The organism is Pseudomonas jinjuensis (assembly GCF_900103845.1).
GTDB classification, from domain to species: domain Bacteria; phylum Pseudomonadota; class Gammaproteobacteria; order Pseudomonadales; family Pseudomonadaceae; genus Pseudomonas; species Pseudomonas jinjuensis.
The window spans coordinates 138843-163231 of record NZ_FNIJ01000006.1 but is presented as its reverse complement, the minus strand read 5'-3'; the positions used below and the strand labels follow the sequence as shown (position 1 = coordinate 163231).

Sequence of the window (24389 nt, the reverse complement as noted above, 5' to 3'; positions counted from 1 at the left end):
TTCCTCCTCCAGTGGAGATTGTCGTGTCCTCTTTCAGCGATTACCTGGTGGCCCATCTGATCGAGCAGGAGGTCGCCCTGTTCTCCGCCGCGGCGCGGCTGCGCGCCGGCTCGGACGGCGAGGCGCTGCACGACCTGCGCATCGCCATCCGGCGCCTGCGCAGCCTGCTGCATCCCGCGCAGGGGCTGCCGGGAATCGACGAGCTGGAAAATGCCCTGCGCGAGGTGGGGCGCCTCAGCGGGCCGCTGCGCGACCTCGAAGTGCTGCTGCCGGTGCTGGAGGCGGAGGGCTATCTCACGGCCGCCGAACAGCGCCGCCCGGCGCTGCTTTCCGGCTACGTCGCGCTGCTCGCCAGCCCGCAGTGGGAGCGCCTGCTGCTGCTCCTCGATGGCTGGCCGCGGCTGTGGCGCACCGCCGAACGGCATGGCGTGCTCGGCGGCTTGCACCGGCAGGTGCGCAAGCGCATGCGCAAGCAGTGGCGCAAGCTGCGCAAGGCGCTGGTCGACCCGGCCCACGACCGGCATCGCCTGCGCCTGCTGATCAAGCGGGTGCGCTATGGGCTGGAGGCCTACCCGGACGATTCGCCGCTGCCGCGCAAGCTGCTCGCGCCGCTGAAGGATGCGCAATCGGCGCTGGGCGACTGGCACGACTACGAGCAGTGGCTGATGCACTGCGAGCGCGAACTCGACCTGATGTCGCTGCAGCCGCGCTGGCATGCCCTGCACGACCTGGCCGAGGCGCGCGCCGACCAGAGCCTGGACCGGCTGCTGCAGGCGATCGGCTGATTCTCGATCAGCCCTGTGAATGACGAATCATTCATCGCGAGTGGCTGGCTCGCGTGCTGTTGTCTGTCGGACTTTTCCCACTTCCCTCGCCTAGCCTAAGATCGGCCCATATCGATCAGCGGACAGGGCTCCTGCCATGAATTTCTCCGAAATGCTCCAGGCGGTGCGCAGCACGCCGCACGACCTGGTGATCCCCTCGACCTGGGCGCAGGGCCGCGCCAGCTTCGGCGGCCTGGTGGCGGCGCTGGCCTACGAGGCGATGCATTCGGCGGTCGGCGGCGAGCGGCCGGTCCGTTCGCTGGCGATCACCTTCGTCGGTCCGGTGGAAGCGGACGTACCGGTGCGCGTGGAGGCCGAGGTGCTGCGCGAAGGCAAGGCGGTCAGCCAGGTGCTCGGCAGGCTGGTGCAGAACGGCCAGGTGGTGACCCTGGTGCAGGGCAGCTTCGGCCTGCCGCGCGAGTCGGCGGTCGCCGTCGAGGCGGATCCCGCGCCGTCGATGAAGGGGCCGGAAGAGTCTCAGGAACTGCCCTACGTGCCCAAAGCGACGCCGGAGTTCCTCCAGCATGTGGCCTTGCGCTGGTCGGTCGGCGGCCTGCCGTTCACCTCGAATCCCGCGCGGGAAATGGGTGGCTGGATGCGCCTGCGCCAGGGTGCCGGCGACGAGCCGATGGAAATCGCCCACCTGCTGACCCTGGTCGATGGCTGGCCGCCGGCGACCTTGCCGCATCTGAGCCGGCCGGCGATGGGCAGTTCGCTGACCTGGACCATCGAATTCCCGCAGCCCCTGCCCAGCCTGCCGGGCAGCGCCTGGTGCCAGTACCTGGCGACCATCGAGCACGCCCGCGACGGCTACGGCCACGTGGCGGCGCGCTGCTGGAGCGAGGACGGCCAACTGCTGGCGATCTCGCGGCAGACGGTCACGGTGTTCGGCTGACTCCTAGCGGCGGTGCTTGCGCCGCCACGCCCTCCACCATTCGCCGCTGAGGACGAAACGCGGGAAGGTCACGAACTGCTCGGCGAGCAGGCGGCTGATGGCGTCCTTGCGACCGCTGAAGGGTTCCGGCTGCTGCTCCTCCAGCTTGTGCCCGCGCCCCTGGATCGCCAGCGCGGCGACGATGCCGATCACCCCCAGCAGGATGGTGCTGAGGCTGAGGCGGAACAGTCCGCCGAGCAGGATCAGCGCGGCGACGATGAACAGCGGCACCGCGATGATGTGCAGCGCCAGGTTGGTGGGATTGCGGTGGTTGGCGGCGTAGCCGTGCCACTGCCAATGGAACAGGTTGGGATGACGCTTGGCCATGCTCTGTTTCCTCGAATGCCGAAGATTCGGGGTTCTATAGGCAGTCTAGGTTGTCCACAGGTGTGCGGCGAACAGGCGGAGGCTATGGGGGCGATAGGCTCGGCATGGCGGGCTCCCCCTCTTCCATTGGCAGAGAGGGAGCGGAGTTGACCGTTACAGCCGCAGCTGGCCGATGGCCCGGTTCAGTTCGCCGGCCAGATCGGCCAACTGGTGGCTGGTGCCGGCGGAATCGAGGGTCTGTCGCACGGTCAGTTCGGTGACGTCGCGGATGCCGACCACCGAGCGGGTCATCTCCTCGGCGACCTGGCTCTGCTGTTCTGCGGCCACGGCGATCTGCGTATTGCTCTCGCGCATCTGCGCCACTGCCGCGGCAATCGCCGCCAGGGCATCGCCGGCTTCGCGCGCTTCGACGACGCAGCCGTCGGCGCGGATCGAGCTTTCCTGCATGAACTCCACAGCGTCGCTGCTGGCCGCCTGAAGGGCGGTGATCATTTTGGTGATTTCGTCGGTCGATTCCTGCACGCGCTTGGCCAGGTTGCGCACCTCGTCCGCCACCACCGCGAAACCGCGGCCCATCTCCCCGGCGCGCGCCGCCTCGATCGCGGCATTCAGCGCCAGCAGATTGGTCTGCTCGGCGATGCCATGGATGACGCCAACCATGCTGCCGATCTTGTGGCTGTCCTGGGCGAGCTGCTGGATCATCCCGGCGGTCTGCTGCACGCCCTGGGACAGCCCGGCGATGGAATGGCCGACGCGCCCGACCACCTGCTGTCCGGCGCCGGCGAGGCGATCCGCTTCCTGCGACTGGTCGCGGGTATCGGCCGCATGGCGGGCGATGTGGTGGACGGTGGCGGACATTTCGTTGATCGCCGTGGCGGCCTGGTCGGTCTCGCCCTGCTGGCCGAGCATTCCCTGGCGCACCTGGCCCATGTTCCCCGCCAGGCTGCGGGCGCCTTCATCGAGCCGCTGCGCGGCCGCGGCAACGGTGCCCACCACACGCTGGTAGCCGGCCTGCATGGCGTTGAAGGCGCCGGCCATCTGTCCGACTTCGTCGCGGCTGTCGAAGGGCACGCGGGCGGACAGGTCGCCGCTTTTTTCCACATGCAGCATCACATCGCGCAGCGTCAGCAGGTGACCGAGGATGAAGCGGATCAGCACCTGCGAAGCCGCCAGCAGGATCAGCATCAGCCCCAGCACCGCACTTGCGTAGGCTGCGGCGCGTTCCCGGAATACGCTGGGGAAGTCGCTACCGGGGGCGAGAATTGCCAGACGCTGGCCATCTCCCGCATCCAGCACCCAGGCGCCCGCCAGAGGGCCGAGATTGCTGGCGGCGCCATCCAGGTCGACCCAGCCGCTGGCGCGGGCGAGCGCCTGACCATTCACGCCCGGGATCTGCGGGGCTGTTCCGGCATTGAACCTGACCAGATTGGCGGCGTTGGGCAGCGTTCCGGTCCAGCCGCCAAGAATTCGCGCCTGTACTTCGGCAGCCTGGCGTGCCGTCTGGTTGCGCGCATCCAGTTCCTGGTGCATGGCGAACAGCACCAGCAGCAACGACGTGAAGAAGGCGACCGCATTCACGGCCCAGAATTTGTACTTGAGGGAGATATCGCGGATCCAGGCGGACATGGGCGGGATTCTTGTAGGTTGAATGATGGCAAGGTGCCGTCATTCTCGTGAGGAATACGAAAGCTAGCCATTGATTGGGGTCAAGGCTGCATTCACCCACTGTTTTAACGGCTGCCGCGTGCCGATCTTGAGCCCGGAAGTACAGGAGGGGACCGGATTCCTGCATATAAAAGGAATCCGGTCGAACCAAGGTCCTCAGTCCGCCACTACGGGCAGACCGAAGAACTGGCGGGCGCAATCGGTGGTGTGGTCCGCCACTTCGTCGGCGTCTTCGCCGCGGTGCTGTGCCACGCAGTTCAGCACTTCGGGCAGGAATGCCGGTTCGTTGCGTCCATGCTTGGGCTTCGGCCGCAGGGTGCGCGGCAGCAGGTAGGGGGCGTCGCTTTCCAGCATCAGCCGGCCGCGGGGGATTTCCCGCACCAGCTCCTGCAGATGGGTGCCGCGGCGTTCGTCGCAGATCCAGCCGGTGATGCCGATGTGCAGGTCCATGTCGAGGTAGCGGTAGAGCACCTTGCGCTCGCCGGTGAAGCAGTGCACCACGGCGGCGGGCAGGCGGTCGCGGAAGTCCCTGAGGATCGCCAGCAGGCGTTCGCCGGCGTCGCGTTCGTGGATGAACACCGGGCGGCGCAACTCCGCCGCCAGCGCCAGCTGTTCCTCGAAGGCCTTTTCCTGCTGCGGACGCGGCGAGAAGTCGCGGTTGAAGTCCAGCCCGCATTCGCCCACCGCGCGCACCTGCGGCTCGGCCAGCAGGCTGCGCAGGGTGGCGGCGCTGGCGCTGTCCCAGTGGCTGGCCTCGTGCGGGTGCACGCCGGCGGTGCAGAACAGCCGCTGGCCGTCGTCCAGGCGCCGGCACAGGCGCAGCGCTTCCTCGCTGTCGCCGAGGCTGGTGCCGGTGACCACCATCTGCACCACGCCGGCGCCGCGGGCGCGCTCGATGAGGGCTTCCTGCTCTGGAGCAAGGCTTGGGTGAGTAAGGTTGACGCCGATATCGATCAGTTGCATGGTGCTTTTCCTGGATTCGGGCAAGTAGCCCGGATTATCGAGTAATCCTTTATAAACATGTAGTTACGCGCACTTCTGAAAGTGCTTCCAGCATTTCGGGTTGGCATGCGGCCCCTGTTGTGAGACCCTCGCGCCCCTTTTCGCGGCCGGGAACTTGCAGCGGCTTTGGCGTTCCTATCGGCCGATTTCGACCCCTGGAGAGCAGGATGACGCGACTGTTGCTGGCGATGCTGTGCCTGGTGGCCCTGATGCCACAGCCGGCGGCTGCGCGTCTGACCAGCCCGCCGGAGGGCTGGGAACAGCAGAACATCGACAGCCGCGACCTCGCCACTATCCGCCGGGACGGCGTGCTGCGGGTGCTGGTCAACCAGAGCCGCAACAGCTTCGGCGAAATTCACGGCGAGCCGATCGGTATCGAATACCGCCGCCTGCGCGCGTTCGAACAGTATCTCAACGATTCCTCCCCCGGGCGCAAGCCGCTCAGCATCCGTTTCATTCCCAAGGCCAAGGACCAGTTGCTGGCCGCGCTGCAGCGTGGCGAAGGCGACCTGGTGGCGCCCGGCGAGGTCCTGCTGGCGCGCGACGGGACGAACGTCAGCGCCAGCCTGGCCTGGCAACGGCAGGTGCCGCTGGTGCTGATAGCGCGTCAGGGCAACCGCCGCTACGCCCGGCTGGAACAGCTGGCCGGCCGCAGCATCACCCTGCCGGCCGGCAGCGCCGCAGGGGAGGCGATCCGCAAGGTCAACGAGCGCCTGGCGCTGAAGCACCTGCGGCCGATGACCATCGAATGGCTGGACCCGTCGCTGGCGGTGGAGGACGTGCTGGAGCTGGTGAATGCCGGGATCGTCGATTTCAGCGTGGTCGAGCAGCCGATCGCCGAGCGCTGGGCCAAGGTGTTCCGCAAGCTGCGGGTGGATCGCCAACTGGTGTTCGACGACCGGGAAAGCATGACCTGGTTCGTCCGCCGCGATGCGCCGATGCTGCGCGCCAGCGTCAACCGCTTCCTCAAGGAATACCGCGCGCCGGCGGACCAGGACGTGGCCTTCCAGCGCCTCTACCGGCGTGCCTACAAGGTGCGCAATCCGCTGCAGGTGGCCGATCGCAAACGCCTCGAATCGCTGCGCCCGACGCTGCAGCGCTACGCCGAGGAAAACCGCCTGGACTGGCTGGCCCTGGCGGCAGTGGCGTTCAAGGAGTCGAGCCTGAATGCGTCGGCGCGCGGCGCCAGCGGCGCCACCGGGCTGATGCAGATCACCCCGGCCGCTGCGCGCGCGGTGGGCGTCGGTTCGGTGCAGCAGAAGGACAACAACGTGCAGGCGGCCAGCAAGTACATGGCCATGCTGCGCCGCAAGTTCTTCGCCAGCCCGCGGCTGAAGGAGCGCGACCGCCTGGCGTTCATCCTCGCCGCCTACAACCTCGGCCCCGAGCGGGTCCAGGGCCTGCGCGCGGAAGCACGCCGGCGCGGCCTCGACCCGAACCAGTGGTTCTTCCAGGTGGAGCGGGTGGCGGCCGAGCAGATGGGCATGGGCGTGGTGAACTACGTGAGCAGCGTGAACAAGTACTACGTCGCCTTCCAGCGCCAGCGGGATGGCCTGGAGCCTTCGGCGAGGGTCGCGACGGCTCGCAAATAAATCGATTATATCGATTGTTCGAAGCGCAACTTTACGCTTTTTCTATCTGCTCGATTGACTATAGTGATGTTCAGCAACCGCTGCGTTGCACCGTCCGATCCCACTCTCAAGGATGCGCCATGAACACACTGATCAAATCGATCCTTTCCACCAACGCCGGCATCGGCCTCGCCATCCTGCGTATCACCACCGGCCTGACCTTCATGGCCCACGGCTCGCAGAAACTGTTCGGCGCCTTCGGCGGTCCCGGCCTGCAGGGCATGGGCCAATGGCTGGAATCCCTCGGCGTGACGCCGGGCTACCTGATGGCGACCCTGGCCGGCAGCGCCGAGTTCTTCGGCGGCCTGGCGCTGGTGATCGGCCTGCTGGTGCGGCCGGCCGCGGTGGTGCTGATCTTCACCATGGGCGTGGCGATCTTCAGCGTGCACATCGGCAACGGTTTCTTCATCACCAACAACGGCTACGAGTACGCGCTGACCCTGCTGATGATCAGCGTAGCCCTGCTGATCAGCGGCGCCGGTCGCTTCTCCCTGGATGGCAAGCTGTCCAGCTGACCGACGCCGGAACGCCGGGAAGGGCGGGTGATGCGGCATCCGCCCTTTTTCGTTTCAGCCCAGCAGATGCTGCACGCCGCTGTTGATCAATCCGCCGCCGAGCAGCAGGAAGACGAACAGCCCGGCGCCCAGCAGCAGCGGACGCGGCCCCTCGCGGCGCAGGTCGGCGAGGCGGGTGGCGAGGCCGAGGGCGGCCATGGCCATGCCCAGCAGCACGTCGTCCAGATACTGCAGCGGCGCCAGCCAGGCATGCGGCACCAGGTCCAGCGAGCGCAGCGCGGTGACGCCGATGAAGGCGACGGCGAAACCGGGAATCTGCAGCTTGCGCTCGCCACCGCTTTCCCCCGGTGCTGCCAGGCGGCCGAGGAACAGCAGCGCCGGCGCCAGCAGCAGCACCCGCAGCATCTTGCTGATCAGCGCGGCGTCGGCGGCGGCCGGGTCCATGGCGCGGCCGGCGGCGACCACCTGGGCCACCTCGTGGGTGGTCGAGCCGGTGAAGATGCCGAACGCCTGGCTGCTGCCGAACAGGTGCGGCAGATGGCTGAACAGCAGCGGATGCACGAGCATCGCCAGGGTGCCGAACAGCACCACGGTGGCGACGGCGACCGCGGTGTGCTCGGCGCGGGCGCGCAGCACCGGGCTGCTCGCCATCACCGCCGCCGCGCCGCAGATGGCGCTGCCGGCGCCGATCAGCAGGGCGCTCTCGCGCGGAAGCTTGAGCCAGCGCACACCGATCAGCCAGGCGGCGCACAGCGTGGTGGTGACCATCAGCACGTCGATCACCAGCGCGGCGGGGCCGAGGGCGGCGATGTCCTGGAAGGTCAGGCGCAGGCCGTAGAGCACCACGCCGAGACGCAGCAGGCGCTGGCGGGAGAGGTCCACGCCACTGCGCAGCGCCTCGAAGCGCCCGAGCCCCAGGTTGCCCGCCAGCAGGCCGAGGAGAATCGCCAGGGTCAGGCTGCCGAGTCCCAGTTCCTGCATTCCGGGGATTTTCACCAGCAGGCTGGCGACGCCGGCGAGCAGCAGGCAGAGCAGGGCGCCGGGAAGTGGACGAATCAGGGCGGGCATGACGGGCTCCTTGTGTAAGGTGTCGCCATGGTGCGCCGGTGCTGGTTAGTGTAAAAACGGATTGTTCTTATTGGATCGACCGGTTTTATCGATATGGCGCCACGCATCACCCTTCGCCAGCTGGCGACCTTCACTGCCATTGCCGAATCCGGCAACGTCACCCAGGCGGCCGCGGCCATCGCGCTGTCGCAGTCCGCCGCCAGCCAGGCGCTGCAGGAGCTGGAGCGGACGCTGGGCACGCGGTTGTTCGATCGCAGCGGCAAGCGCCTGGCGCTGAACGACAACGGGCGGGCGCTGTATCCCCGGGCCTGCGCGCTGCTCGCCCAAGGCGCCGAGCTGGAGGCGCTGTTCGCCGCTGCGCCGGTGCAGCTCGGCCTGGGCGCCAGCCGCAGCATCGGCGGCTACCTGCTGCCGCGGGTGATGTCTGCCTTTCTCGCCGAGCTGCCGGACAGCTGCCTGCAACTGCAGGTGGCCAACAGCCGCGACATCATCCAGGCGCTCTGCGAATTCCGCCTGGACGTGGCCTTCATCGAGGCGCCGATCCAGCACCCGCAGATCCAGCTCACGCCCTGGATGGAGGACGAGATGCTGCTGCTCGCGGCGCCGGATCATCCCTTGGCGCCGCAACGCCACATCGAGCCCGGCGATCTGGCCCGGGCGCGCTGGATTCTGCGCGAGGCGGGCTCGGGCACCCGCGAGACTTTCGAGCAGCAGGTATTGCCGCGGATCGGCAGCCTGCGGGCGCCGCTGGAGGTGAGCAACGCCGAGGCGATCAAGCATCTGATCGCCAGTGGTGTCGGCATCGGCTGCCTGTCGCAGCGGGTGGTGGCGGCCGAGCTGGAACGTGGCGAGCTGGTCGCCCTGGACAATCCGCTGGGGCCGCTGCGGCGCACCTTCTTCCGCGCGCTGCACATCGACAAGTTCCCCAGCGCCGGGTTGCGCCGTTTCCTCGACTTCGCCGAAGCCTGGCCTACCCGCTAGCCTTCAGCGGCCAGTTGCCGATGGCCCGGTAGTGCACGCCGTGCGGGGTGTTTTCCGAGCTGAACAGGGCGACGCGGTCGACCTGCCAGAGGAACGCCGGCTGCGCGGCGGGCAGGCGGGTGGCGTGGCGGGCGAGGGTCAGGTGCGGGCGGAACTCGCGCCGCTCCACTTCGAACTGGTGATCGCCGAGCGCCTGGCGCAGCGCCTGGACCAGGTCGAACAGCGGCTGCGGCGCGCCGCTCGGCGAGAGATGGAGGATGCCGTTGCGCCAGCGGCCGAGATGGTCGAGCTGCAGGTCGAACGCCTGGCGGGGCAGGGACTTGCCCAGCTCCAGCAGCTCCGCCTTGCGGCCGCGCGGCACCGCGCCGAGGAAGGCCAGGGTCATGTGCAGGTTGGCCGCCGCTACCGCGTGGCCGTCCGCGCCGATGCCCTCGCACCAGGCATGGAGCAGGGTGGCCAGGTCCTTCGGGCAGGGCAGGGCGAAGAACAGTCGCAGGGGAGGCGTGGTCATGGGCGAGTTCCCGCAGTCAGGTCGGTTGACAGTATCGCCCGCGCTTCTCTAGGATGCCGCACAGCGCCGATTTAAGTAGCAACTTGCGGGGCGCGGATGCCGGACCAGGCATCGAAATACCGCTAAAGCGCTGGTTCGGTGTGCCTCTCGCCGCGTCCAGCAGGACCCCAGAGGCGGAGACATGACACCATGACCTGTCCCACACCACTCGTGCGCCTGGCCCCCATCACCACCGGCCTGATCCGGCGCAACCCGAGGATTCTCCTCGGCGGCAACCACCAGCCCAGCCTCGTCCGTTACCTCGAAGGCTGGCCGAAACGCTGGAACGGCTCCCGCACCTTCCTCATCCAGTTCGCCCAGACCCTCGACGACATCGCCCGCTTTCCGAGCGACAGCTTCGACTTCGCCGTGGTGCAGAGCCCGGCGCGCGAAGAGCTCGAACCGCTGGTGCGCGAACTGATCCGCGTCGCCCGCCAGGGCCTGATCACCCGCCGCCCGGCAGGTTTCTGAGCGCCGCTCCATCCTTGGCAATGCGTAGGGTGGATCACGCTCCATCGATCCACCATGCCGCGCATGCGGCCCCGCAATGGTGGATGAAAAAACCTCATCCACCCTTGTCCATGCATCACCTTGACCGGTGGAGCGGGGCGTTACGGATAGTCGATCTCGACGATGAACCAGAGCTTCTCGCCCGCCGGGCTGTGCACCAGCACCTCGGCGTCGAGTTCCTTGCCGACCAGTGCCCGCGCCAGGGGCGAGTCGATGCTGATCAGGTTGTTGCGCAGGTCCAGTTCGTCCGGGCCGACGATGCGGTAGCGGGCCTGTTCGCCGTCCTCGTCTTCCAGCGTCACCCAGGCGCCGAAGTAGACCTTGCGCGGGTCGGCCGGGCGCTCGCGGATCACCTTGAGGTTCTCCAGGCGCTTGCGCAGGAAGCGCACGCGGCTGTCGATCTCGCGCAGCATCTTCTTGCCGTAGATGTACTCGGCGTTCTCGGAGCGGTCGCCGAGGGCGGCGGCCTCGCTGACCGCCTGGGTCACCTGCGGACGACGGACGTTCCACAGTTCGTGCAGTTCGGCGCGCAGTCGCGCTTCGCCTTCGGGAGTGATCAGCGGAGTGCCGGCGGTGCGCGGCGGGCGATAACGGCTCATGTTCTTCCGTGGCTTGCTGAGGTGTGTGGAATGCCTGCGAGTCTACCCGATCAACCTTCCCGGAGCAGACGCAACGGGCTGATGTTCAGCGCCCTGCGCGTGCCCACCAGGCCGGCGCCGGCCACCAGCAGCGCGCCCAGCAGCGGCAGGCCGAGCAGCCAGGGATGCGGATGCCAGGGCAGGTCGAAGACCAGCCGGTAGAGCAGGTAGCTCACCACTTCGCAGCCCAGCGCGGCGAGCAGGCCGCTGACCGCGCCGAGCAGGGCGAACTCGCTGCGCCGGGCGCGCAGCAGCAGGTTGCGTTCGGCACCGAGGGCGCGCAGCAGGGCGCCCTGGCGGACCCGCTCGTCGAGGGTGGCCTGCAGGCCGGCGAAGAGCACCACGAAGCCGGCGGCGAGGACGAACACCAGCACGTATTCGACGGCCAGGGTGACTTGGTCGAGGATGCCGCGCAGCTGCGCCAGCAGGACGTCCACCGGCAGCAGGGTGGCGGTGGGGAAGGCGCGCGACAGTTCGATCAGCTCGCGCTCCTGGCTGGCGGGCAGGTAGAAGCTGGTCAGGTAGGTCACCGGCAGGTCGGCCAGGGTGCCGGGTTCGAAGACCATGAAGAAGTTCGGCTGGAAGTTGTCCCATTTCACCGAGCGCAGGCTCTCCACCCGCGCCTCGCGGACCTGTCCGGCGATGTTGAAGCTGAGCCGGTCACCGAGGCCGATGCCGAGGTTGCCGGCGAGCTTTGCCTCCACCGAGACGCCGGGCAGGTCCTGCCGGGCATCCTTGCGCCACCAGTGGCCGGCGACTACGGCGTTGCCCGACGGCAGCCGCTCCGACCAGGTCAGCCCGAGGTCGCGCTGCAGGGCGCGCTCGCTGCGCACGTCCTCGTCCAGCGCATGCACCGGCTTGCCGTTCACCGCCACCAGACGGCCGGGGACCATGGGGAACAGTGGCTCGACCCGCGGCGACAGAGCCTTCACCCGCTGCTCGAAGGCGTCCTTCTCGGCGGGCAGCACGTTCAGCACGAAATGGTTGGGCGCGTCGGCCGGCAGCTGTTCGTGCCAGGTGTCCATCAGTTCGCCGCGCAGCAGGGCGACCAGCGCCATCGCCAGCAGGATCAGGCCGAAGGCCAGGCTCTGCCCGGCGGCGGCCAGCGGATGCCGCAGCAACTGGCCGAGGCCGAGGCGCCAGGGCAGGCTGGCTTGGGCCAATAAACGGCGCAGGCCGTTGAGCATCAGCAGCAGGGCGAAGCCCAGCGCCACCGCCGCTAGCATGCCGCCGGCCAGCAGGGCCAGGGTCAGGCGCAGGTCGAGGCTCAGCCGCCACATGATCAGGCCCAGCGCCAGCAGCGCGCAGCCGTAGGCCATCCAGGTGCGCATCGGCACCGGCAGCAGGTCGCTGCGCAGCACCCGCAGCGGCGGCACGCGACCGAGGGCGGCGAGCGGCGGCAGGGCGAAGCCGGCCAGGGCGATCATCCCGGTGGCGATGCCGGCGAGGGCGGGAAGCGGTCCGGCCTGGGGAATCCGCGGCGGCAGCAGGTTGGCCAGCAGCTGGAACAGGCCGAGCTGCGCCAGCCAGCCGAGCAGCGCGCCGCACAGGCTGGCGACCAGGCCCAGGCTGAACAGCTGCAGTCCATATAGAAGGAGGGTTTGCCGGCGCGACAGGCCGAGGCAGCGGAGCAGGGCGCTGGCGTCGTAGCGGCGCACGGCGAAGCGGTTCGCCGAGAGCGCCACGGCGACGCCGGCGAGCAGGATGGCGGCGAGGCTGGCGAGGTTGAGGTAGCGTTCGGCGCGGCCCAGCGCATCGCCGATCTGCCGGTTGCCGTGGCGGCCGTCGAGCAGCCGCTGGTTGGCCGCCAGCCCGCTGGTGACTTCCCGCCGGTAGGCCTGCAGCGCATCCTCCGGGCCGCCCCACAGCTCGCGGTAGCGCACCCGGCTGCCGGGCTGCACCACGCCGGTGGCGTCGAGGTCGCGCAGGTTCATCAGCACCCGTGGCGTCAGGCTGTAGAAGTCGCCGGCGCGGTCCGGTTCGTAGGTCAGCACGCGGGCGATGCGCAGCGGCTGGCGGCCGATGTCGACGCTGTCGCCGATCTTCAGGTCGAGGCTGACCAGCAGGCGCGACTCGACCCAGACTTCCCCCGGCTGCGGCTTGCCGCCCGCGGTTTCCGGCTGCATCGGTGCGGCGGCGCTTTTCAACTGGCCGCGCAGGGGATAGCCGTCGTCCACCGCCTTCACGCTGCTCAGCTGGATGCCCTGGTCGGTGGCGATCACGCTGGAGAATTCGACGCTGCGCGCGTGCTGCAGGCCCAGGCGCAATCCCGCCTCGACCTGCCCGGCGCTGGCCGGACGGGTGCCGCTCAGCACCAGGTCGGCGCCGAGGAATTCGGCGGCGCGTACCACCATCGCGCCGTTCAGGCGGGCGCTGAAGTAGCCGATGGCGGAGCTGGCGGCGACGGCGATCAGCAGGGCGAAGAACAGCACCCGCAGTTCGCCGCTGCGGGCCTCGCGCAGCAACTGGCGGAGGGCCAGGAGGAACAGGCGCGGCAGTGGCAGGGTATTCATCAAGGCTCCGGGTGTTCGACCAGGCGCCCGCTTTCCAGGCGGATCAGCCGCCGGCAGCGGCGTGCCAGGCGTTCGTCGTGGGTGACCAGGATCAGCGTGGTGCCGCGCTCGCGGTTGAGCTCGAAGAGCAGCTCGCCGATGTGCTCGCCGGTGACGTTGTCGAGGTTGCCGGTGGGCTCGTCGGCGAACAGCACGTCGGGTTCGGCGGCGAAGGCGCGGGCGATCGCCACGCGCTGCTGTTCGCCGCCGGAGAGCTGGCGCGGGTAGTGGGTCAGGCGCTCGCCGAGGCCGACCCGTTCGAGCAGCTCGCGGGCACGCTGGCGAGCGTCGCGGCGGCCTTCCAGCTCCAGCGGCAGCATGACGTTCTCCAGCGCATTGAGGCTGTCGAGCAGCTGGAACGACTGGAACACGAAGCCGACGTGGGCGGCGCGCACCCGGGCGCGCTGGTCCTGGTCGAGCTGGCCGAGGATGTGGCCGGCGAGATGGACGATGCCGCCGCTGGGTTCGTCGAGCCCGGCGAGCAGGCCGAGCAGGGTGGACTTGCCGGAGCCGGAGCGGCCGACGATGGCCAGGCTGTCGCCGGGGGAGAGTTCCAGCGAGAGGTCGTGGAGAATGGTCAGTTCGCCTTCCGCGCTGGGCACGACCTTGCTAAGGTTCTGCGCGGTGAGAATGCTTGCGCTCATGGAGGATCCGATGCGTGCATGGCTGTTGAGCGGCTGCCTGGCCCTGCTTCTGATCGCACAGCAGGCCGCGGCGCAGACGCTGTTGGTCGTCGGCGATAGTATCAGCGCCGGTTTGGGCCTGGATACCGGAGCGGGCTGGGTCAGCCTGCTGGAAAAACGCCTCGAGGAGCAGGGCTTCGACTACCGCGTGGTGAATGCCTCGATCAGCGGCGACACCAGTGCCGGCGGGCTGGCGCGGCTGCCGCAGCTGCTCGCCCAGGAGCAGCCGGAGCTGGTGGTGATCGAGCTGGGCGGCAACGATGGCCTGCGTGGAATGGCGCCGATTCAATTGCAACGAAATCTTGCCGGGATGGTCAGCCAGTCGAAACAGGCCGGGGCCAAGGTGCTGTTGCTCGGCATGCGCCTGCCGCCGAACTATGGCGAGCGCTACACCCAGGCCTTCGCCCGGGTCTTCGAGCAGGTCGCGGAGGAACAGGAGGTGCCGCTGGTGCCGTTCTTCCTCGAAGGCGTCGGGGGCGATCCGCGGATGATGCAGGCCGATGGCATCCACCCCGCGGCCAATGCCCAGCCCAGGCTGCTGGAAAATCTCTGGCCGACACTGAAACCTTTGCTCTGAAAGCGTTATCGAGGCTTCCCCGCGACTGGCCTTTCCGCTATGTTTGCGCACCCTTCAGGAGCCACCATGCCGCGCCCCGCCTGGACCCTCTACGCCTACCAGCTGATCGAGCCCGACGAACAGCTCGACCTGTTCGCCTGTCGTGAGATGCGCGTGCATCTGGTCGCCCGTCAGCTCGAGCTGGGAACCCCTGCCGATCGCACCCTCTGTGGTGGACTGTTGCCTGCGCAACCGCTCTGGCGCGGCCTGGAGCGGCGGCAGCTGCATGATCGGCGCCTGTGCAGCGAGTGCCTGAGGCAGCTGAAAGAGCAGCGCCGCGGCGCGCGTTTCGCCTGGACTGTCTGAACTTTCCTGCGAAACGGCGCTCAGTGATAAACTAATCCCCCTTTGCCACTAAGCTTCGTCAAGGATCTTCGGATGTTGTCGCGTGTTTTTGCCGCCTGCTCGCTGTCGCTAGCCGCGCTGCTTTCGGCCAGTCATGTTTCTGCCATCGAGTTGCCGATGCCGCCGCCGGGCGAGGATATCGTCGGCCAGGTGCAGGTCATCAAGGCCAAGTACGAAGATACCTTCGCCGACCTGGGCGAGAAGTACGGCCTCGGCTACCAGGAAATGCTCGCCGCCAACCCGGGCGTCGACGCCTGGCTGCCCGGCGTGGGCACCGAGGTCATCATTCCGACCCGCTTCATCCTGCCGCCGGGGCCGCGCGAGGGCGTGGTGATCAACCTCGCCGAGTACCGCCTGTACTACTACCCGAAGGGCAAGAACATGGTCTACACCTATGCCCTCGGTATCGGCCGGGAAGGCTGGGGGTCGCCGCTGGGCGATACCAGGGTGATTTCCAAGACCAAGGATCCGGCCTGGTATCCGCCGGCCTCAATCCGCGCCGAGCACGCCGCCGATGGCGATCCGCTGCCGGCCGTGGTCCCGCCGGGCCCGGACAATCCGCTCGGTCCGTTCAAGATGAACCTCGGCTTCCACGGTTACCTGATCCACGGTTCGAACAAGAAGTTCGGCATCGGCACGCGCACCAGCCACGGCTGCTTCCGCATGTACAACGGGGACGTGACCCAGTTGTTCTCGATGATTCCGGTCGGCACTCCGGTGCGGATCATCAACGAGCCTTACAAGTTCGGCCGCAGCGAAGGAAAGATCTATCTGGAAGCGCACGCGCCGATCGACGACAAGGGCGATCCTTCGATAGTCGACAAGCACACTGCGGTGATCAATGCCCTGCTCAAGCGCGAAGATATCGCCAACCAGATGCAGATGGACTGGAACGTGGTGCGTGAAGTCGTTGCCGCGGAAGATGGCCTGCCGGTCGCCATTGCCCAGCCGCAGCAGATGCAGAACTCCCCTGTGGCAGCCACGGCCGACCAGACTGCACAGCAGATGCCCTGATTCGCCACCACAGCGAAGGAACCCGCCGGCCGCAAGGTCCGCGGGTTTTTTCTTGCGCCCATAAAAAAGCCGACCCATGAGGGTCGGCTTTTATAATAGGTACGAGACCTATTACTTGCGGCTGGCTTTGTCCAGCATACGCATGGCGCGCTCGTTAGCCTCGTCAGCGGTCTGCTGGGCTTTCTGAGCAGCGGCCAGAGCTTCGTCAGCCTTGCGATAGGCTTCGTCAGCACGAGCCTGGGCACGGGCAGCTGCGTCTTCGGTAGCGGTCAGGCGAGCTTCGGTTTCTTTCGAGTGGCTGCTGCAACCGGTGGCCAGAACAGCAGCCAGAGCCAGAGCAGAGAATTTCAGAACGTTGTTCATCGTGTTCCCCTTAAGGTGGACATTTCCATTAAAAGCAATCTCCCATCACTGGGAAATTAGCCGGACTACATAGTACCCATTACTTTTAGTAAGTAAACCGACTGAGCGCAAGTACGGCACTTTTTTTTCATGTATGAACAGGAGTTGCCAGTGCAAGTCCGAGACTTGCACAAAAACTGTCCAGTCTGGCAAGGGAGTGTTTCCGAAAAGAGTCAGGAAGGTGATGGCAGCTTGCTTGCACTGGAGTAGGGCGGAACAGCTTTAGATATCCGAGTGTAACGACGGCGGAACTGTTTAATCGCGGATATGCATTTGTCCGAAGGAACTTTGCGTCGCGGAAGTGTTCGGCCGTAAAACGAAAAAGCCCGGCTAACTTCTTAGCCGGGCTTTTTAATCTGGCGGTGAGGGAGGGATTCGAACCCTCGATACGGTTTCCCGTATACACACTTTCCAGGCGTGCTCCTTCAACCGCTCGGACACCTCACCAGATTTCGACGACGCTGTGTTCGTCGAGGCGCGCAATGTATCCGAACGGATCGCCGAAGGCAAATCTTTTTTTCAACGGATTCATCGGCTTAAGGACGAAGGCCGGAGAAAGTCGCGGCGCTCCGTTGCTAAACTGGCGGCCTGATGACGAGGGCGGGTGCGATGGCGAGCTGGGACATCTTCTGCAGTGTGGTGGACAACTATGGCGACATCGGCGTGACCTGGCGCCTGGCCCGCCAACTGGCCGGCGAGCAGCGCCAGCAGGTGCGCCTGTGGGTGGACGACCTGGCACCCTTCGCCCGCCTATGCCCCGGGGCCGACCCGAACCTGGCGCAGCAATGGCAGTCGGGAGTCGATGTCCGCCTCTGGCCGAAGCCCTGGCAGGACGGCGAAGCGGCGGACGTGGTGATCGAGGCATTCGCCTGCCACCTGCCGGATGCCTACCTGCAGGCGATGCGCGAGCGGCCGGTCGGCCCGCTCTGGCTGAATCTGGAATACCTCAGCGCCGAGCCCTGGGTCGCCGACTGTCACGGCTTGCCGTCCCTGCAGTCCTGCGGCTTGCAGAAGTACTTCTATTTCCCCGGCTTTCAGGCCGGGACCGGCGGCCTGCTGCGCGAGGCGGGATTGCTGGAGCGCCGCCGCGCGTTCCAGGCCGACGAGCAGGCCCGCCGCGACTTCCTCGCCTCGCTCGGCGTGGCGATGCGTCCGGGCGAGCGGCTGGTCTCGCTGTTCACCTACGAGAACCCGGCCATCGCTCCCTGGCTGGATGAACTGGCCGCGGCCGGGCGCCCGACCCTGGTGCTGGTTCCCGAGGGCAGGGCGCTCGGCGACGTGATGCGCTGGCTGGGCGTTACGGACCTGGCTGTGGGCGAGACGCACGAGCGCGCTTCCCTGCGCCTGCAGGTGCTGCCTTTCGTGCGTCAGGAGGATTACGACCTGCTGCTCTGGAGCTGCGACCTCAACGCGGTGCGCGGCGAGGATTCCTTCGTCCGCGCGCAGTGGGCGGGGCGGCCGTTCATCTGGCACATCTATAAGCAGGACGAGGACATCCACCTGGAGAAGCTCGATGCATTCCTCGATCTGTACACCGCGCAGATGCCCGCGGCGCTGAAGCAGGCCGTGGAATCCTGCTGGGGCGCCTGGAACGCCAGGGGCTCGATGGCCGAAGCCTGGAAAACGCTGGATGCACTCACACCGCAGTGGGAAGAACACGCATTGCGCTGGAGCGACGAACTGGGGGAAAGGACAGATCTTGCCGCGGGGCTGGTGCATTTTTATACAAGTTGGCTATCATACGCCCCCTGATTTTTTGTCTTCACCCAATCGGATATTCGTATGAAAACCGCTCAAGAGTTCCGCGCTGGCCAGGTAGCTAACATCAACGGCGCCCCCTGGGTCGTCCAGAAGGCCGAATTCAACAAGTCCGGCCGTAACGCCGCCGTCGTCAAGATGAAGCTGAAGAACCTGCTGACCGGCGCCGGCACCGAGACCGTGTTCAAGGCCGACGACAAGCTGGAGCCGATCATCCTCGATCGCAAGGAAGTGACCTACTCCTACTTCGCCGACCCGCTGTACGTGTTCATGGACGGCGAGTTCAACCAGTACGAAATCGAGAAAGACGACCTGGAAGGCGTGCTGACCTTCATCGAAGACGGCATGACCGACGTCTGCGAAGCCGTCTTCTATAACGACAAGGTGATCTCGGTCGAACTGCCGACCACCATCGTTCGCGAAATCGTCTACACCGAGCCGGCTGTCCGTGGCGACACCTCCGGCAAGGTCATGAAGACCGCTCGCCTGAAGAACGGTGCCGAGCTGCAGGTTTCCGCATTCTGCGAAATCGGCGACTCCATCGAGATCGATACCCGCACCGGCGAGTACAAGTCCCGCGTCAAGGCCTGATTGCCTCGCGAGACATGAAAAAGCCCGGCTTCGAAGCCGGGCTTTTTCATTTCCGCGGGATTTACACGCTGACGTTCAGGCGCACGTCGATGTTGCCGCGGGTGGCGTTGGAGTAGGGGCAGACCTGGTGGGCGGCGGCCACCAGCTCTTCGGCGACGGTGCGCTCCAGGCCTGGCAGGTCGATGTTCAGTTCCACTTCCAGGCCGAAGCCGCCGGGGATCTGGCCGATGCCGACCTTGCCGGTGATCGAGGTGTCCGCGGGGACCTGCACCTTCTTCTGGCCGGCGACGAACTTGATGGCGCCGATGAAGCAGGCGGAGTAGCCGGCGGCGAACAGCTGCTCGGGATTGGTGGCTGCACCGCCCGCGCCGCCCAGTTCCTTCGGCGTGGTCAGTTTCACGTCGAGGATGCCGTCCGAGGACACGGCGCGGCCGTCGCGGCCTCCGGTGGCGGTTGCGGTGGCGGTGTAGAGGGCTTTGATCGCTTGCATGGTGGGCTGCTCCCGTTTCGATTGGTTCGATAAAATTTTGCGCGCTAAGTAGTGCGTGCTGTGAAAACTAAACCCAGAATAGTTAGTGCGCAAGATAATTCTTGGACGAGTTCGTTATGAACGAACCGTCATCGGGGAATAAGCCTCTAGTCCGCGTCCTGCAGCCGGGCGCGCAGGGCCACCAGTTCGTCCTTCAGCGCCAGGAGGTCTTCGACGGACTGGCCGCTGGCTTCGAGGATGCAGGAGGGAATGGCCTCCGCCTGCTTGCGCAGCGCGCGGCCCCTGTCGGTCAGGTGCAGTTCCACCACGCGCTCGTCGGCGCTGCTGCGGGTGCGGGTGATCAGGCCTTCGCCCTCCAGGCGCTTGAGCAGCGGCGTGAGCGAGCCGGGGTCGGTGAGCATGCGCGCGCTGATCTCGCCGACGGTGATGCCGTCCTGCTCCCACAGCACCAGCATGGCGATGTACTGCGGGTAGGTCAGGCCGAGTTCCTGCAGCAGCGGCTTGTAGGTCTTGGTCATCTGCAGCGAGGTGGAATAGAGGGCGAAGCACAGCTGGTTATCCAGCCTGAGCTGTTCGCAGGTTGAGGTTTTCATACGGCAGTCTCCAACAAGCCATTGCGCATTAATTTAGCGCGACAGTTATTGGCCTGCCAGGGAAGCCTCGGAGTCGGCGTTGCCGACGCGTTGCACCTCAGGGCTTGAAGCCTTCGACTATGTACTCCGCCAGCTTCTCGGTGACCGGCGACTGGGTCCTCGGATTGCGCAGCAGCACGATGCTCGCCGAGGGCAGCGGCGGCAGGCCGTCTTCCTCGCCGAGGATGCGCAGGTTGCCGTTCTGCAGGCTGCGCAGCTGGGCGGTGAGCGCCAGCCCGGCGCTGGCCACGGCGAACAGCGCCGACAGGCTGGGGCTGGAATAGGCGATACGGTAGTCCAGTTCCATCGCCTCCAGCGCGTTGCAGGCGAAGGCGCGGCAGAAGCACTGGCTGTTGAACATCGCCAGCGGGATCGGTCGGTGATCGTGCGGGCAGAATCCCTCGGCGGCCATCCAGGCGAAGGATTCCTGGCGCAGCAGCTGGCCGATCTCGGTGCCCGGCTCGCGGGTGACGATGGACAGGTCGAGGTCCTGGCGGGTCAGCAGTTGCGCCGACGGCTCGCAGTGCACTTCCACCTGCACCAGCGGATAGGCCTCGGCGAAGCGCTTGAGGATTTCCGGCAGGAAGCGCATCACGTAGTCGTCCGGCGTACCGATGCGCACCGCGCCGACCATGTGCGGCTGGCGCAGGGTGTTGAACACCTCGCCGTGCAGCTTGAGGATGCGCCGCGCATAGCCCAGCAGCACCTGGCCCTCGGGCGTGAGGCGGACCTGGCGGCCGTCACGCTCGAACAGCGAGCGCTCCAACACGTCGTCTTCCAGCCGCTTCATCTGCATGCTCACGGCCGACTGGGTGCGGTTCACCACCTCCGCGGCGCGGGTGAAACCGCCGTGGTCGGCGATCGCCACGAAGGTGCGCAGCAATTCGGTATCGATACCGGGGAAACTGGCCATTCATCAATCTCCGAGATGTATCGCATAAGAATGATTCGTTGGATTGATCTTATGCCCGGAGCGACACTGACGCCAAGCCTGAAGGGAGGGCATCAAGATGAAAGGTCAACTCGGTTTCGTTGCAACCTCGTACAAGACTCCCCGTCGGGAGATCGCCGCTCCGATCTGGAAACGCGCGCTGGCCGTCCTGCGGCGCTGGCTGCAGCTGCACCGGCAACGGCAGAACCTCGCTTCGCTGAGCGACGCCACGCTGAAGGACATCGGCCTGACCCGCGCGGATGTCGATCGGGAGATCCATCGCCACTTCTGGGACGACCCGCTGAAGCACTGACCACCCCGGCAGCACGGCTTGGCCGTGCTGCACCTACACTCCACCCGTCCATATCGCAAGGGAATGCCGCCATGCCAGCCACCTACCATCTCGCCCAGGTGAACATCGCCAGGACCCGCGAGCCTCTCGATCACCCGCTGATGAAGGGCTTCGTCGACCAGCTCGACCACGTCAATCGGCTGGCCGACGCGAGTCCCGGTTTCGTCTGGCGGCTGCAGACCGAAGAGGGCGATGCGACGTCCATCCGCGCCTTCGAGGACGAGCGGATCATCGTCAACCTGTCGGTGTGGGAATCCGTCGAGGCGCTGCGGGATTTCGTCTATTCCGGCGAGCACCTGGCGGTCCTGAAGCAGAAGCGCGAATGGATGGAACGCCTGACCGTCCCCAGCCTGGCGCTCTGGTGGCTGCCGGCCGGCGAGCTGCCCGGTGTCGAATCCGCCCGCGACGCGTTGCTGAAACTGCAGGCGCAGGGTCCTTCGCCGGAAGCCTTCACCTTCGCCAATCCCTATCCCGCTCCGCATGGCGTGCCCTTGCCTGCCTGAAGCGGCTAGGATCATGGGCTCGTCCGTCGCGAAATGAGTCCATGTCCGCCATCGAATCGCTGTCCCTGAAGGAAGCCCGCCGGCTGGCCCTGGCCGCCCAGGGTTTTGCCGAACGCCGTCCGCGCGGAGCGGTGCAGCGGCGCCATCTGCAGCGCCTGTTCGAACGGCTGGGCGTGCTGCAGATCGATTCGGTCAACGCCTTGGTGCGCTCGCACTACCTGCCGCTGTTCTCCCGCCTCGGCGGCTATCCGCAAGCATTGCTCGACGAGGCGGCCTGGAGCGCCGGGCGGCATCGGCGATTGTTCGAATACTGGGGGCACGAGGCGTCACTGCTGCCGCTGGAACTCTATCCGCTGATGCGCTGGCGCATGCGCCGCGCAGCCAGAGGGGAGGGCATCTATGCGCAGCTGGCGCGATTCGGCAGGGAGCAGCGCGAGGTGATCGAGCGCGTGCTGCAGGCCGTGCGCGAACAGGGCGCCCTCGGCGCCGGCAGCCTGACCACCCGCACCGAGCGCGCCGGCCCCTGGTGGGACTGGAGCGCGGAAAAGCACGCGCTGGAATGGCTGTTCGCCGCCGGCGAGGTGACGGTATCGGGGCGGCGGGGTTTCGAGCGGCTCTACGACCTGCCCGAGCGGGTTCTACCGTCGGCCCTGCTGGAACAGCCGGAGCCGGATGAAAGCGAGGCCCAGCGCGGCCTGCTGCTGCACGCCGCCGGCGCGCTGGGCGTGGCGACGGAGAAGGACCTGCGCGACTACTTCCGCCTGAAGCCGGAGGACAGCAAGGCGCGCCTGGCCGAACTGGTGGAGGCCGGCGAGCTGCTGCCGGCGCGCGTCGATGGCTGGGGGCAGGCGGCCTACTGCCCCGGCGAGCCGGTCATTCCGCGCAAGGTGAAGGCCAGCGCCCTGCTGTCGCCCTTCGATTCGCTGGTCTGGGAACGGGCGCGCACCGAGCGCCTGTTCGATTTCCACTATCGCCTGGAGATCTACACCCCACAGCACAAGCGCGTGTACGGCTACTACGTGCTGCCGTTCCTGTTCGACGAACGCCTCGCCGCGCGGGTCGACCTGCGCACAGAACGCGGCCGCGAGCGCCTGGCGGTGCACGCCGTGCACGAAGAGGAGAAGGGGCTGGGCGAGGCGGGACTGATCGCCCTGGCCGCGCAGTTGCGCGAAATGGCGGACTGGCTGGGGCTGGCCGATGTGCATGTGGAATGCCGCAGGCCGTTGGGCGTGCGGCTCAGGGCATTGCTCGCATAGGGTCGGGGAGGACGTAGGGTGGATCAGCTCCACCGATCCACCATGGCCCATGGCCGCGATGGTGGATGAAAAAAGCCTCATCCACCCTACCTGTTGTTCATGGTTCCCACGCTCCCGCGTGGGAACCCATCCGGGGACGCTCCGCGTCCCATCGACGCGGGAGCGTCGAGAGCGGCATTCCCACGCAGGAGCGTGGGAACGATAAGGCCGGCGATGTTGTAGGAGCGGGCCATGCCCGCGACCAGATATCGCTCAGCGCCGCACCTGCTTCAACGTCTCCGCAATCAGGAACGCCAGCTCCAGCGACTGGTCGGCGTTCAGTCGCGGGTCGCAGTGGGTGTGGTAGCGGTCGCTGAGGCCGTCCTCGGTGATCGGGCGGGCGCCGCCGATGCATTCGGTGACGTTCTGCCCGGTCATCTCGATGTGGATGCCGCCGGCGTAGGTGCCTTCCGCCTGGTGCACGTCGAAGAACTGCCGCACTTCCGCGAGGATGCGCGCGAAGTCGCGGGTCTTGTAGCCGCTGGACGCCTTGATGGTGTTGGCGTGCATCGGGTCGGAACTCCACAGTACCTGGCGGCCTTCGCGTTGCACGGTGCGGATCAGCCGCGGCAGGCCTTCGCCGACCTTGTCCGCGCCCATGCGCACGATCAGGTTGAGGCGGCCGGGATCGTTGTCCGGGTTGAGGATGTCGATCAGGCGGATCAGGTCGTCATCGGCCATGCTCGGGCCGATCTTCACCCCGATCGGGTTGCCGATGCCGCGCAGCATTTCCACGTGGGCGCCGTCCGGCTGGCGGGTGCGGTCGCCGATCCAGAGCATGTGCGCCGAGCAGTCGTACCAGTCGCCGGTGAGGCTGTCGCGGCGGATGAAGGCTTCCTCGTAGTTCAGCAGCAGCGCCTCGTGGGCGGTGAAGAAGCTCACCTCGCGCAGCTGCGGCGCCGTGTCCAGGCCGCAGGCGCGCATGAACGCCAGGGTCTCGTCGATGCGGTCGGCGAGCTGGCTGTAGCGTTCCGCCAGCGCCGAGTTGGCGATGAAGTCGAGGTTCCACTTGTGCACCTCGTGCAGGTCGGCGAAGCCGCCCTGGGCGAAGGCGCGCAGCAGGTTGAGGGTGGCGGTGGACTGGTGATAGGCCTGCAGCAGGCGCTCCGGGTCCGGCACGCGGCTCTTCTCGTCGAAGCCGATGGCGTTGACGATGTCGCCGCGGTAGGCGGGCAGGGTGAGGTCGCCGACGGTTTCCTCGTTCGCCGAGCGCGGCTTGGCGAACTGCCCGGCCATGCGCCCGACCTTCACCACCGGGCAGCCGGCGGCGAAGGTCATCACCACCGCCATCTGCAGCAGCACCTTGAAGGTGTCGCGGATCTTCGCCGCGGAGAACTCGGCGAAGCTTTCCGCGCAGTCGCCGCCCTGCAGGAGGAAGGCGCGGCCGGCGGTGACCTCGGCGAACTGCCGGCGCAGTTCGCGGGCCTCGCCGGCGAACACCAGCGGCGGATAGCTGGCGAGGGTCTTCTCCACCTCGTGCAGGCGGGCGGAGTCCGGGTAGACGGGTTGTTGCTGGATCGGTTTGTCCCTCCAGCTATCGGGACTCCAGGGCAGGCTCATCGGTGACTCGTGCGGCGGGT

At 67.0% G+C, this 24389-nt stretch carries 27 protein-coding genes and 1 tRNA gene; 14 read left to right on the top strand and 14 right to left on the bottom strand.

Annotation, left to right across the window (positions count from 1 at the left end; genetic code table 11):
- The first annotated feature begins 23 nt into the window (after positions 1-23).
- The gene (locus tag BLR75_RS10450; protein WP_084310825.1) at positions 24-785 is read left to right on the top strand and encodes a CHAD domain-containing protein; all 762 of its coding nucleotides are present in this window, start codon (positions 24-26) and stop codon (positions 783-785) included.
- A gap of 136 nt (positions 786-921) precedes the next feature.
- The gene (locus tag BLR75_RS10445; protein WP_084310823.1) at positions 922-1719 is read left to right on the top strand and encodes an acyl-CoA thioesterase; all 798 of its coding nucleotides are present in this window, start codon (positions 922-924) and stop codon (positions 1717-1719) included.
- Between the two features lie 3 nt (positions 1720-1722).
- Here BLR75_RS10445 and BLR75_RS10440 read toward each other — a convergent pair whose 3' ends face one another.
- The 3 genes from BLR75_RS10440 to BLR75_RS10430 all read right to left on the bottom strand — a co-directional run bounded on the left by BLR75_RS10440 (position 1723) and on the right by BLR75_RS10430 (position 4713).
- Positions 1723-2085 (bottom strand): Mpo1-like protein, encoded by a 363-nt coding sequence (locus tag BLR75_RS10440; protein ID WP_084310822.1) that lies wholly within the window; start codon positions 2083-2085, stop codon positions 1723-1725.
- 153 nt (positions 2086-2238) lie between these two features.
- Positions 2239-3711: a methyl-accepting chemotaxis protein gene (locus BLR75_RS10435; protein WP_084310821.1), complete on the bottom strand. Its 1473-nt coding sequence runs from the start codon at positions 3709-3711 to the stop codon at positions 2239-2241.
- 195 nt (positions 3712-3906) lie between these two features.
- Positions 3907-4713: a TatD family hydrolase gene (locus BLR75_RS10430; RefSeq protein WP_084310820.1), complete on the bottom strand. Its 807-nt coding sequence runs from the start codon at positions 4711-4713 to the stop codon at positions 3907-3909.
- Between the two features lie 206 nt (positions 4714-4919).
- Here BLR75_RS10430 and BLR75_RS10425 point away from each other — a divergent pair, with 206 nt between their 5' ends.
- Positions 4920-6344, top strand: a complete 1425-nt coding sequence (locus BLR75_RS10425) for an MltF family protein (protein ID WP_084310819.1) — start codon at positions 4920-4922, stop codon at positions 6342-6344.
- Between the two features lie 119 nt (positions 6345-6463).
- Entirely contained in the window at positions 6464-6898 is a 435-nt protein-coding gene (locus tag BLR75_RS10420; protein ID WP_084310818.1) for a DoxX family protein, read from the top strand.
- 54 nt (positions 6899-6952) lie between these two features.
- On the opposite strand, the gene BLR75_RS10415 is transcribed toward BLR75_RS10420, so the two are convergent.
- Positions 6953-7966, bottom strand: coding sequence for a YeiH family protein (locus BLR75_RS10415; protein WP_084310817.1), 1014 nt, complete (start codon positions 7964-7966; stop codon positions 6953-6955).
- A gap of 93 nt (positions 7967-8059) precedes the next feature.
- Here BLR75_RS10415 and BLR75_RS10410 point away from each other — a divergent pair, with 93 nt between their 5' ends.
- Positions 8060-8947, top strand: a complete 888-nt coding sequence (locus tag BLR75_RS10410; RefSeq protein WP_084310816.1) for a LysR family transcriptional regulator — start codon at positions 8060-8062, stop codon at positions 8945-8947.
- Here the strand turns inward: BLR75_RS10410 and thpR are convergent.
- Positions 8937-9458, bottom strand: a complete 522-nt coding sequence (gene thpR / locus BLR75_RS10405) for an RNA 2',3'-cyclic phosphodiesterase (RefSeq protein WP_084310815.1) — start codon at positions 9456-9458, stop codon at positions 8937-8939. The two genes, BLR75_RS10410 and thpR, sit on opposite strands and share 11 nt — an antisense overlap.
- Before the next feature lie 189 nt (positions 9459-9647).
- Here thpR and BLR75_RS10400 point away from each other — a divergent pair, with 189 nt between their 5' ends.
- Positions 9648-9968, top strand: coding sequence for a hypothetical protein (locus tag BLR75_RS10400; protein ID WP_084310814.1), 321 nt, complete (start codon positions 9648-9650; stop codon positions 9966-9968).
- A gap of 140 nt (positions 9969-10108) precedes the next feature.
- Here BLR75_RS10400 and greB read toward each other — a convergent pair whose 3' ends face one another.
- Genes greB through BLR75_RS10385 form a run of 3 tightly spaced genes read right to left on the bottom strand, consistent with a single transcriptional unit; the run spans position 10109 to position 13841 of the window.
- Positions 10109-10606, bottom strand: a complete 498-nt coding sequence (gene greB / locus BLR75_RS10395; protein ID WP_084310813.1) for a transcription elongation factor GreB — start codon at positions 10604-10606, stop codon at positions 10109-10111.
- 50 nt (positions 10607-10656) lie between these two features.
- Entirely contained in the window at positions 10657-13149 is a 2493-nt protein-coding gene (locus BLR75_RS10390) for an ABC transporter permease (protein WP_090416051.1), read from the bottom strand.
- An 8-nt stretch (positions 13150-13157) separates the two neighbouring features.
- On the bottom strand, positions 13158-13841 hold the full coding sequence (locus tag BLR75_RS10385; RefSeq protein WP_084310811.1) for an ABC transporter ATP-binding protein: 684 nt from the start codon (positions 13839-13841) through the stop codon (positions 13158-13160).
- A gap of 10 nt (positions 13842-13851) precedes the next feature.
- Here BLR75_RS10385 and BLR75_RS10380 point away from each other — a divergent pair, with 10 nt between their 5' ends.
- The 3 genes from BLR75_RS10380 to BLR75_RS10370 all read left to right on the top strand — a co-directional run bounded on the left by BLR75_RS10380 (position 13852) and on the right by BLR75_RS10370 (position 15855).
- A complete protein-coding gene (locus BLR75_RS10380; protein WP_084310810.1) occupies positions 13852-14457 on the top strand; it encodes an arylesterase in 606 nt (201 codons plus the stop codon).
- Between the two features lie 66 nt (positions 14458-14523).
- Positions 14524-14802 (top strand): hypothetical protein, encoded by a 279-nt coding sequence (locus BLR75_RS10375; RefSeq protein WP_084310809.1) that lies wholly within the window; start codon positions 14524-14526, stop codon positions 14800-14802.
- A 72-nt stretch (positions 14803-14874) separates the two neighbouring features.
- The gene (locus BLR75_RS10370; protein ID WP_084310808.1) at positions 14875-15855 is read left to right on the top strand and encodes a L,D-transpeptidase family protein; all 981 of its coding nucleotides are present in this window, start codon (positions 14875-14877) and stop codon (positions 15853-15855) included.
- 111 nt (positions 15856-15966) lie between these two features.
- On the opposite strand, the gene oprI is transcribed toward BLR75_RS10370, so the two are convergent.
- Positions 15967-16218 (bottom strand): outer membrane lipoprotei OprI, encoded by a 252-nt coding sequence (gene oprI / locus BLR75_RS10365; protein WP_084310807.1) that lies wholly within the window; start codon positions 16216-16218, stop codon positions 15967-15969.
- Between the two features lie 396 nt (positions 16219-16614).
- Positions 16615-16704 (bottom strand) — tRNA-Ser (locus BLR75_RS10360).
- Positions 16705-16866: 162 nt separating this feature from the next.
- Between BLR75_RS10360 and earP the strand changes: the two genes are divergently transcribed.
- Positions 16867-18009, top strand: coding sequence for an elongation factor P maturation arginine rhamnosyltransferase EarP (gene earP / locus BLR75_RS10355; protein ID WP_084310806.1), 1143 nt, complete (start codon positions 16867-16869; stop codon positions 18007-18009).
- Positions 18010-18039: 30 nt separating this feature from the next.
- Positions 18040-18606, top strand: coding sequence for an elongation factor P (gene efp / locus BLR75_RS10350; protein ID WP_084310805.1), 567 nt, complete (start codon positions 18040-18042; stop codon positions 18604-18606).
- Between the two features lie 61 nt (positions 18607-18667).
- Here efp and BLR75_RS10345 read toward each other — a convergent pair whose 3' ends face one another.
- From BLR75_RS10345 to BLR75_RS10335, 3 genes are all read right to left on the bottom strand, one after another.
- On the bottom strand, positions 18668-19096 hold the full coding sequence (locus tag BLR75_RS10345; protein WP_084310804.1) for an organic hydroperoxide resistance protein: 429 nt from the start codon (positions 19094-19096) through the stop codon (positions 18668-18670).
- A gap of 146 nt (positions 19097-19242) precedes the next feature.
- Positions 19243-19689 carry a MarR family winged helix-turn-helix transcriptional regulator gene (locus BLR75_RS10340; protein WP_090416045.1) on the bottom strand — a complete coding sequence of 149 codons (447 nt, stop codon included), beginning with the start codon at positions 19687-19689 and terminating at the stop codon, positions 19243-19245.
- A 97-nt stretch (positions 19690-19786) separates the two neighbouring features.
- Positions 19787-20641 (bottom strand): LysR family transcriptional regulator, encoded by an 855-nt coding sequence (locus BLR75_RS10335; RefSeq protein WP_084310802.1) that lies wholly within the window; start codon positions 20639-20641, stop codon positions 19787-19789.
- 97 nt (positions 20642-20738) lie between these two features.
- Between BLR75_RS10335 and BLR75_RS10330 the strand changes: the two genes are divergently transcribed.
- From BLR75_RS10330 to BLR75_RS10320, 3 genes are all read left to right on the top strand, one after another.
- Complete coding sequence (locus BLR75_RS10330) at positions 20739-20972, top strand: DUF1127 domain-containing protein (RefSeq protein ID WP_084310801.1); 234 nt, start codon at positions 20739-20741, stop codon at positions 20970-20972.
- 71 nt (positions 20973-21043) lie between these two features.
- A complete protein-coding gene (locus BLR75_RS10325) occupies positions 21044-21514 on the top strand; it encodes a DUF3291 domain-containing protein (protein ID WP_084310800.1) in 471 nt (156 codons plus the stop codon).
- Positions 21515-21555: 41 nt separating this feature from the next.
- Positions 21556-22770 carry a winged helix-turn-helix domain-containing protein gene (locus BLR75_RS10320; protein WP_084310799.1) on the top strand — a complete coding sequence of 405 codons (1215 nt, stop codon included), beginning with the start codon at positions 21556-21558 and terminating at the stop codon, positions 22768-22770.
- 252 nt (positions 22771-23022) lie between these two features.
- On the opposite strand, the gene BLR75_RS10315 is transcribed toward BLR75_RS10320, so the two are convergent.
- Positions 23023-24369 (bottom strand): class II 3-deoxy-7-phosphoheptulonate synthase, encoded by a 1347-nt coding sequence (locus BLR75_RS10315; RefSeq protein WP_084310798.1) that lies wholly within the window; start codon positions 24367-24369, stop codon positions 23023-23025.
- Positions 24370-24389 lie beyond the last annotated feature (20 nt).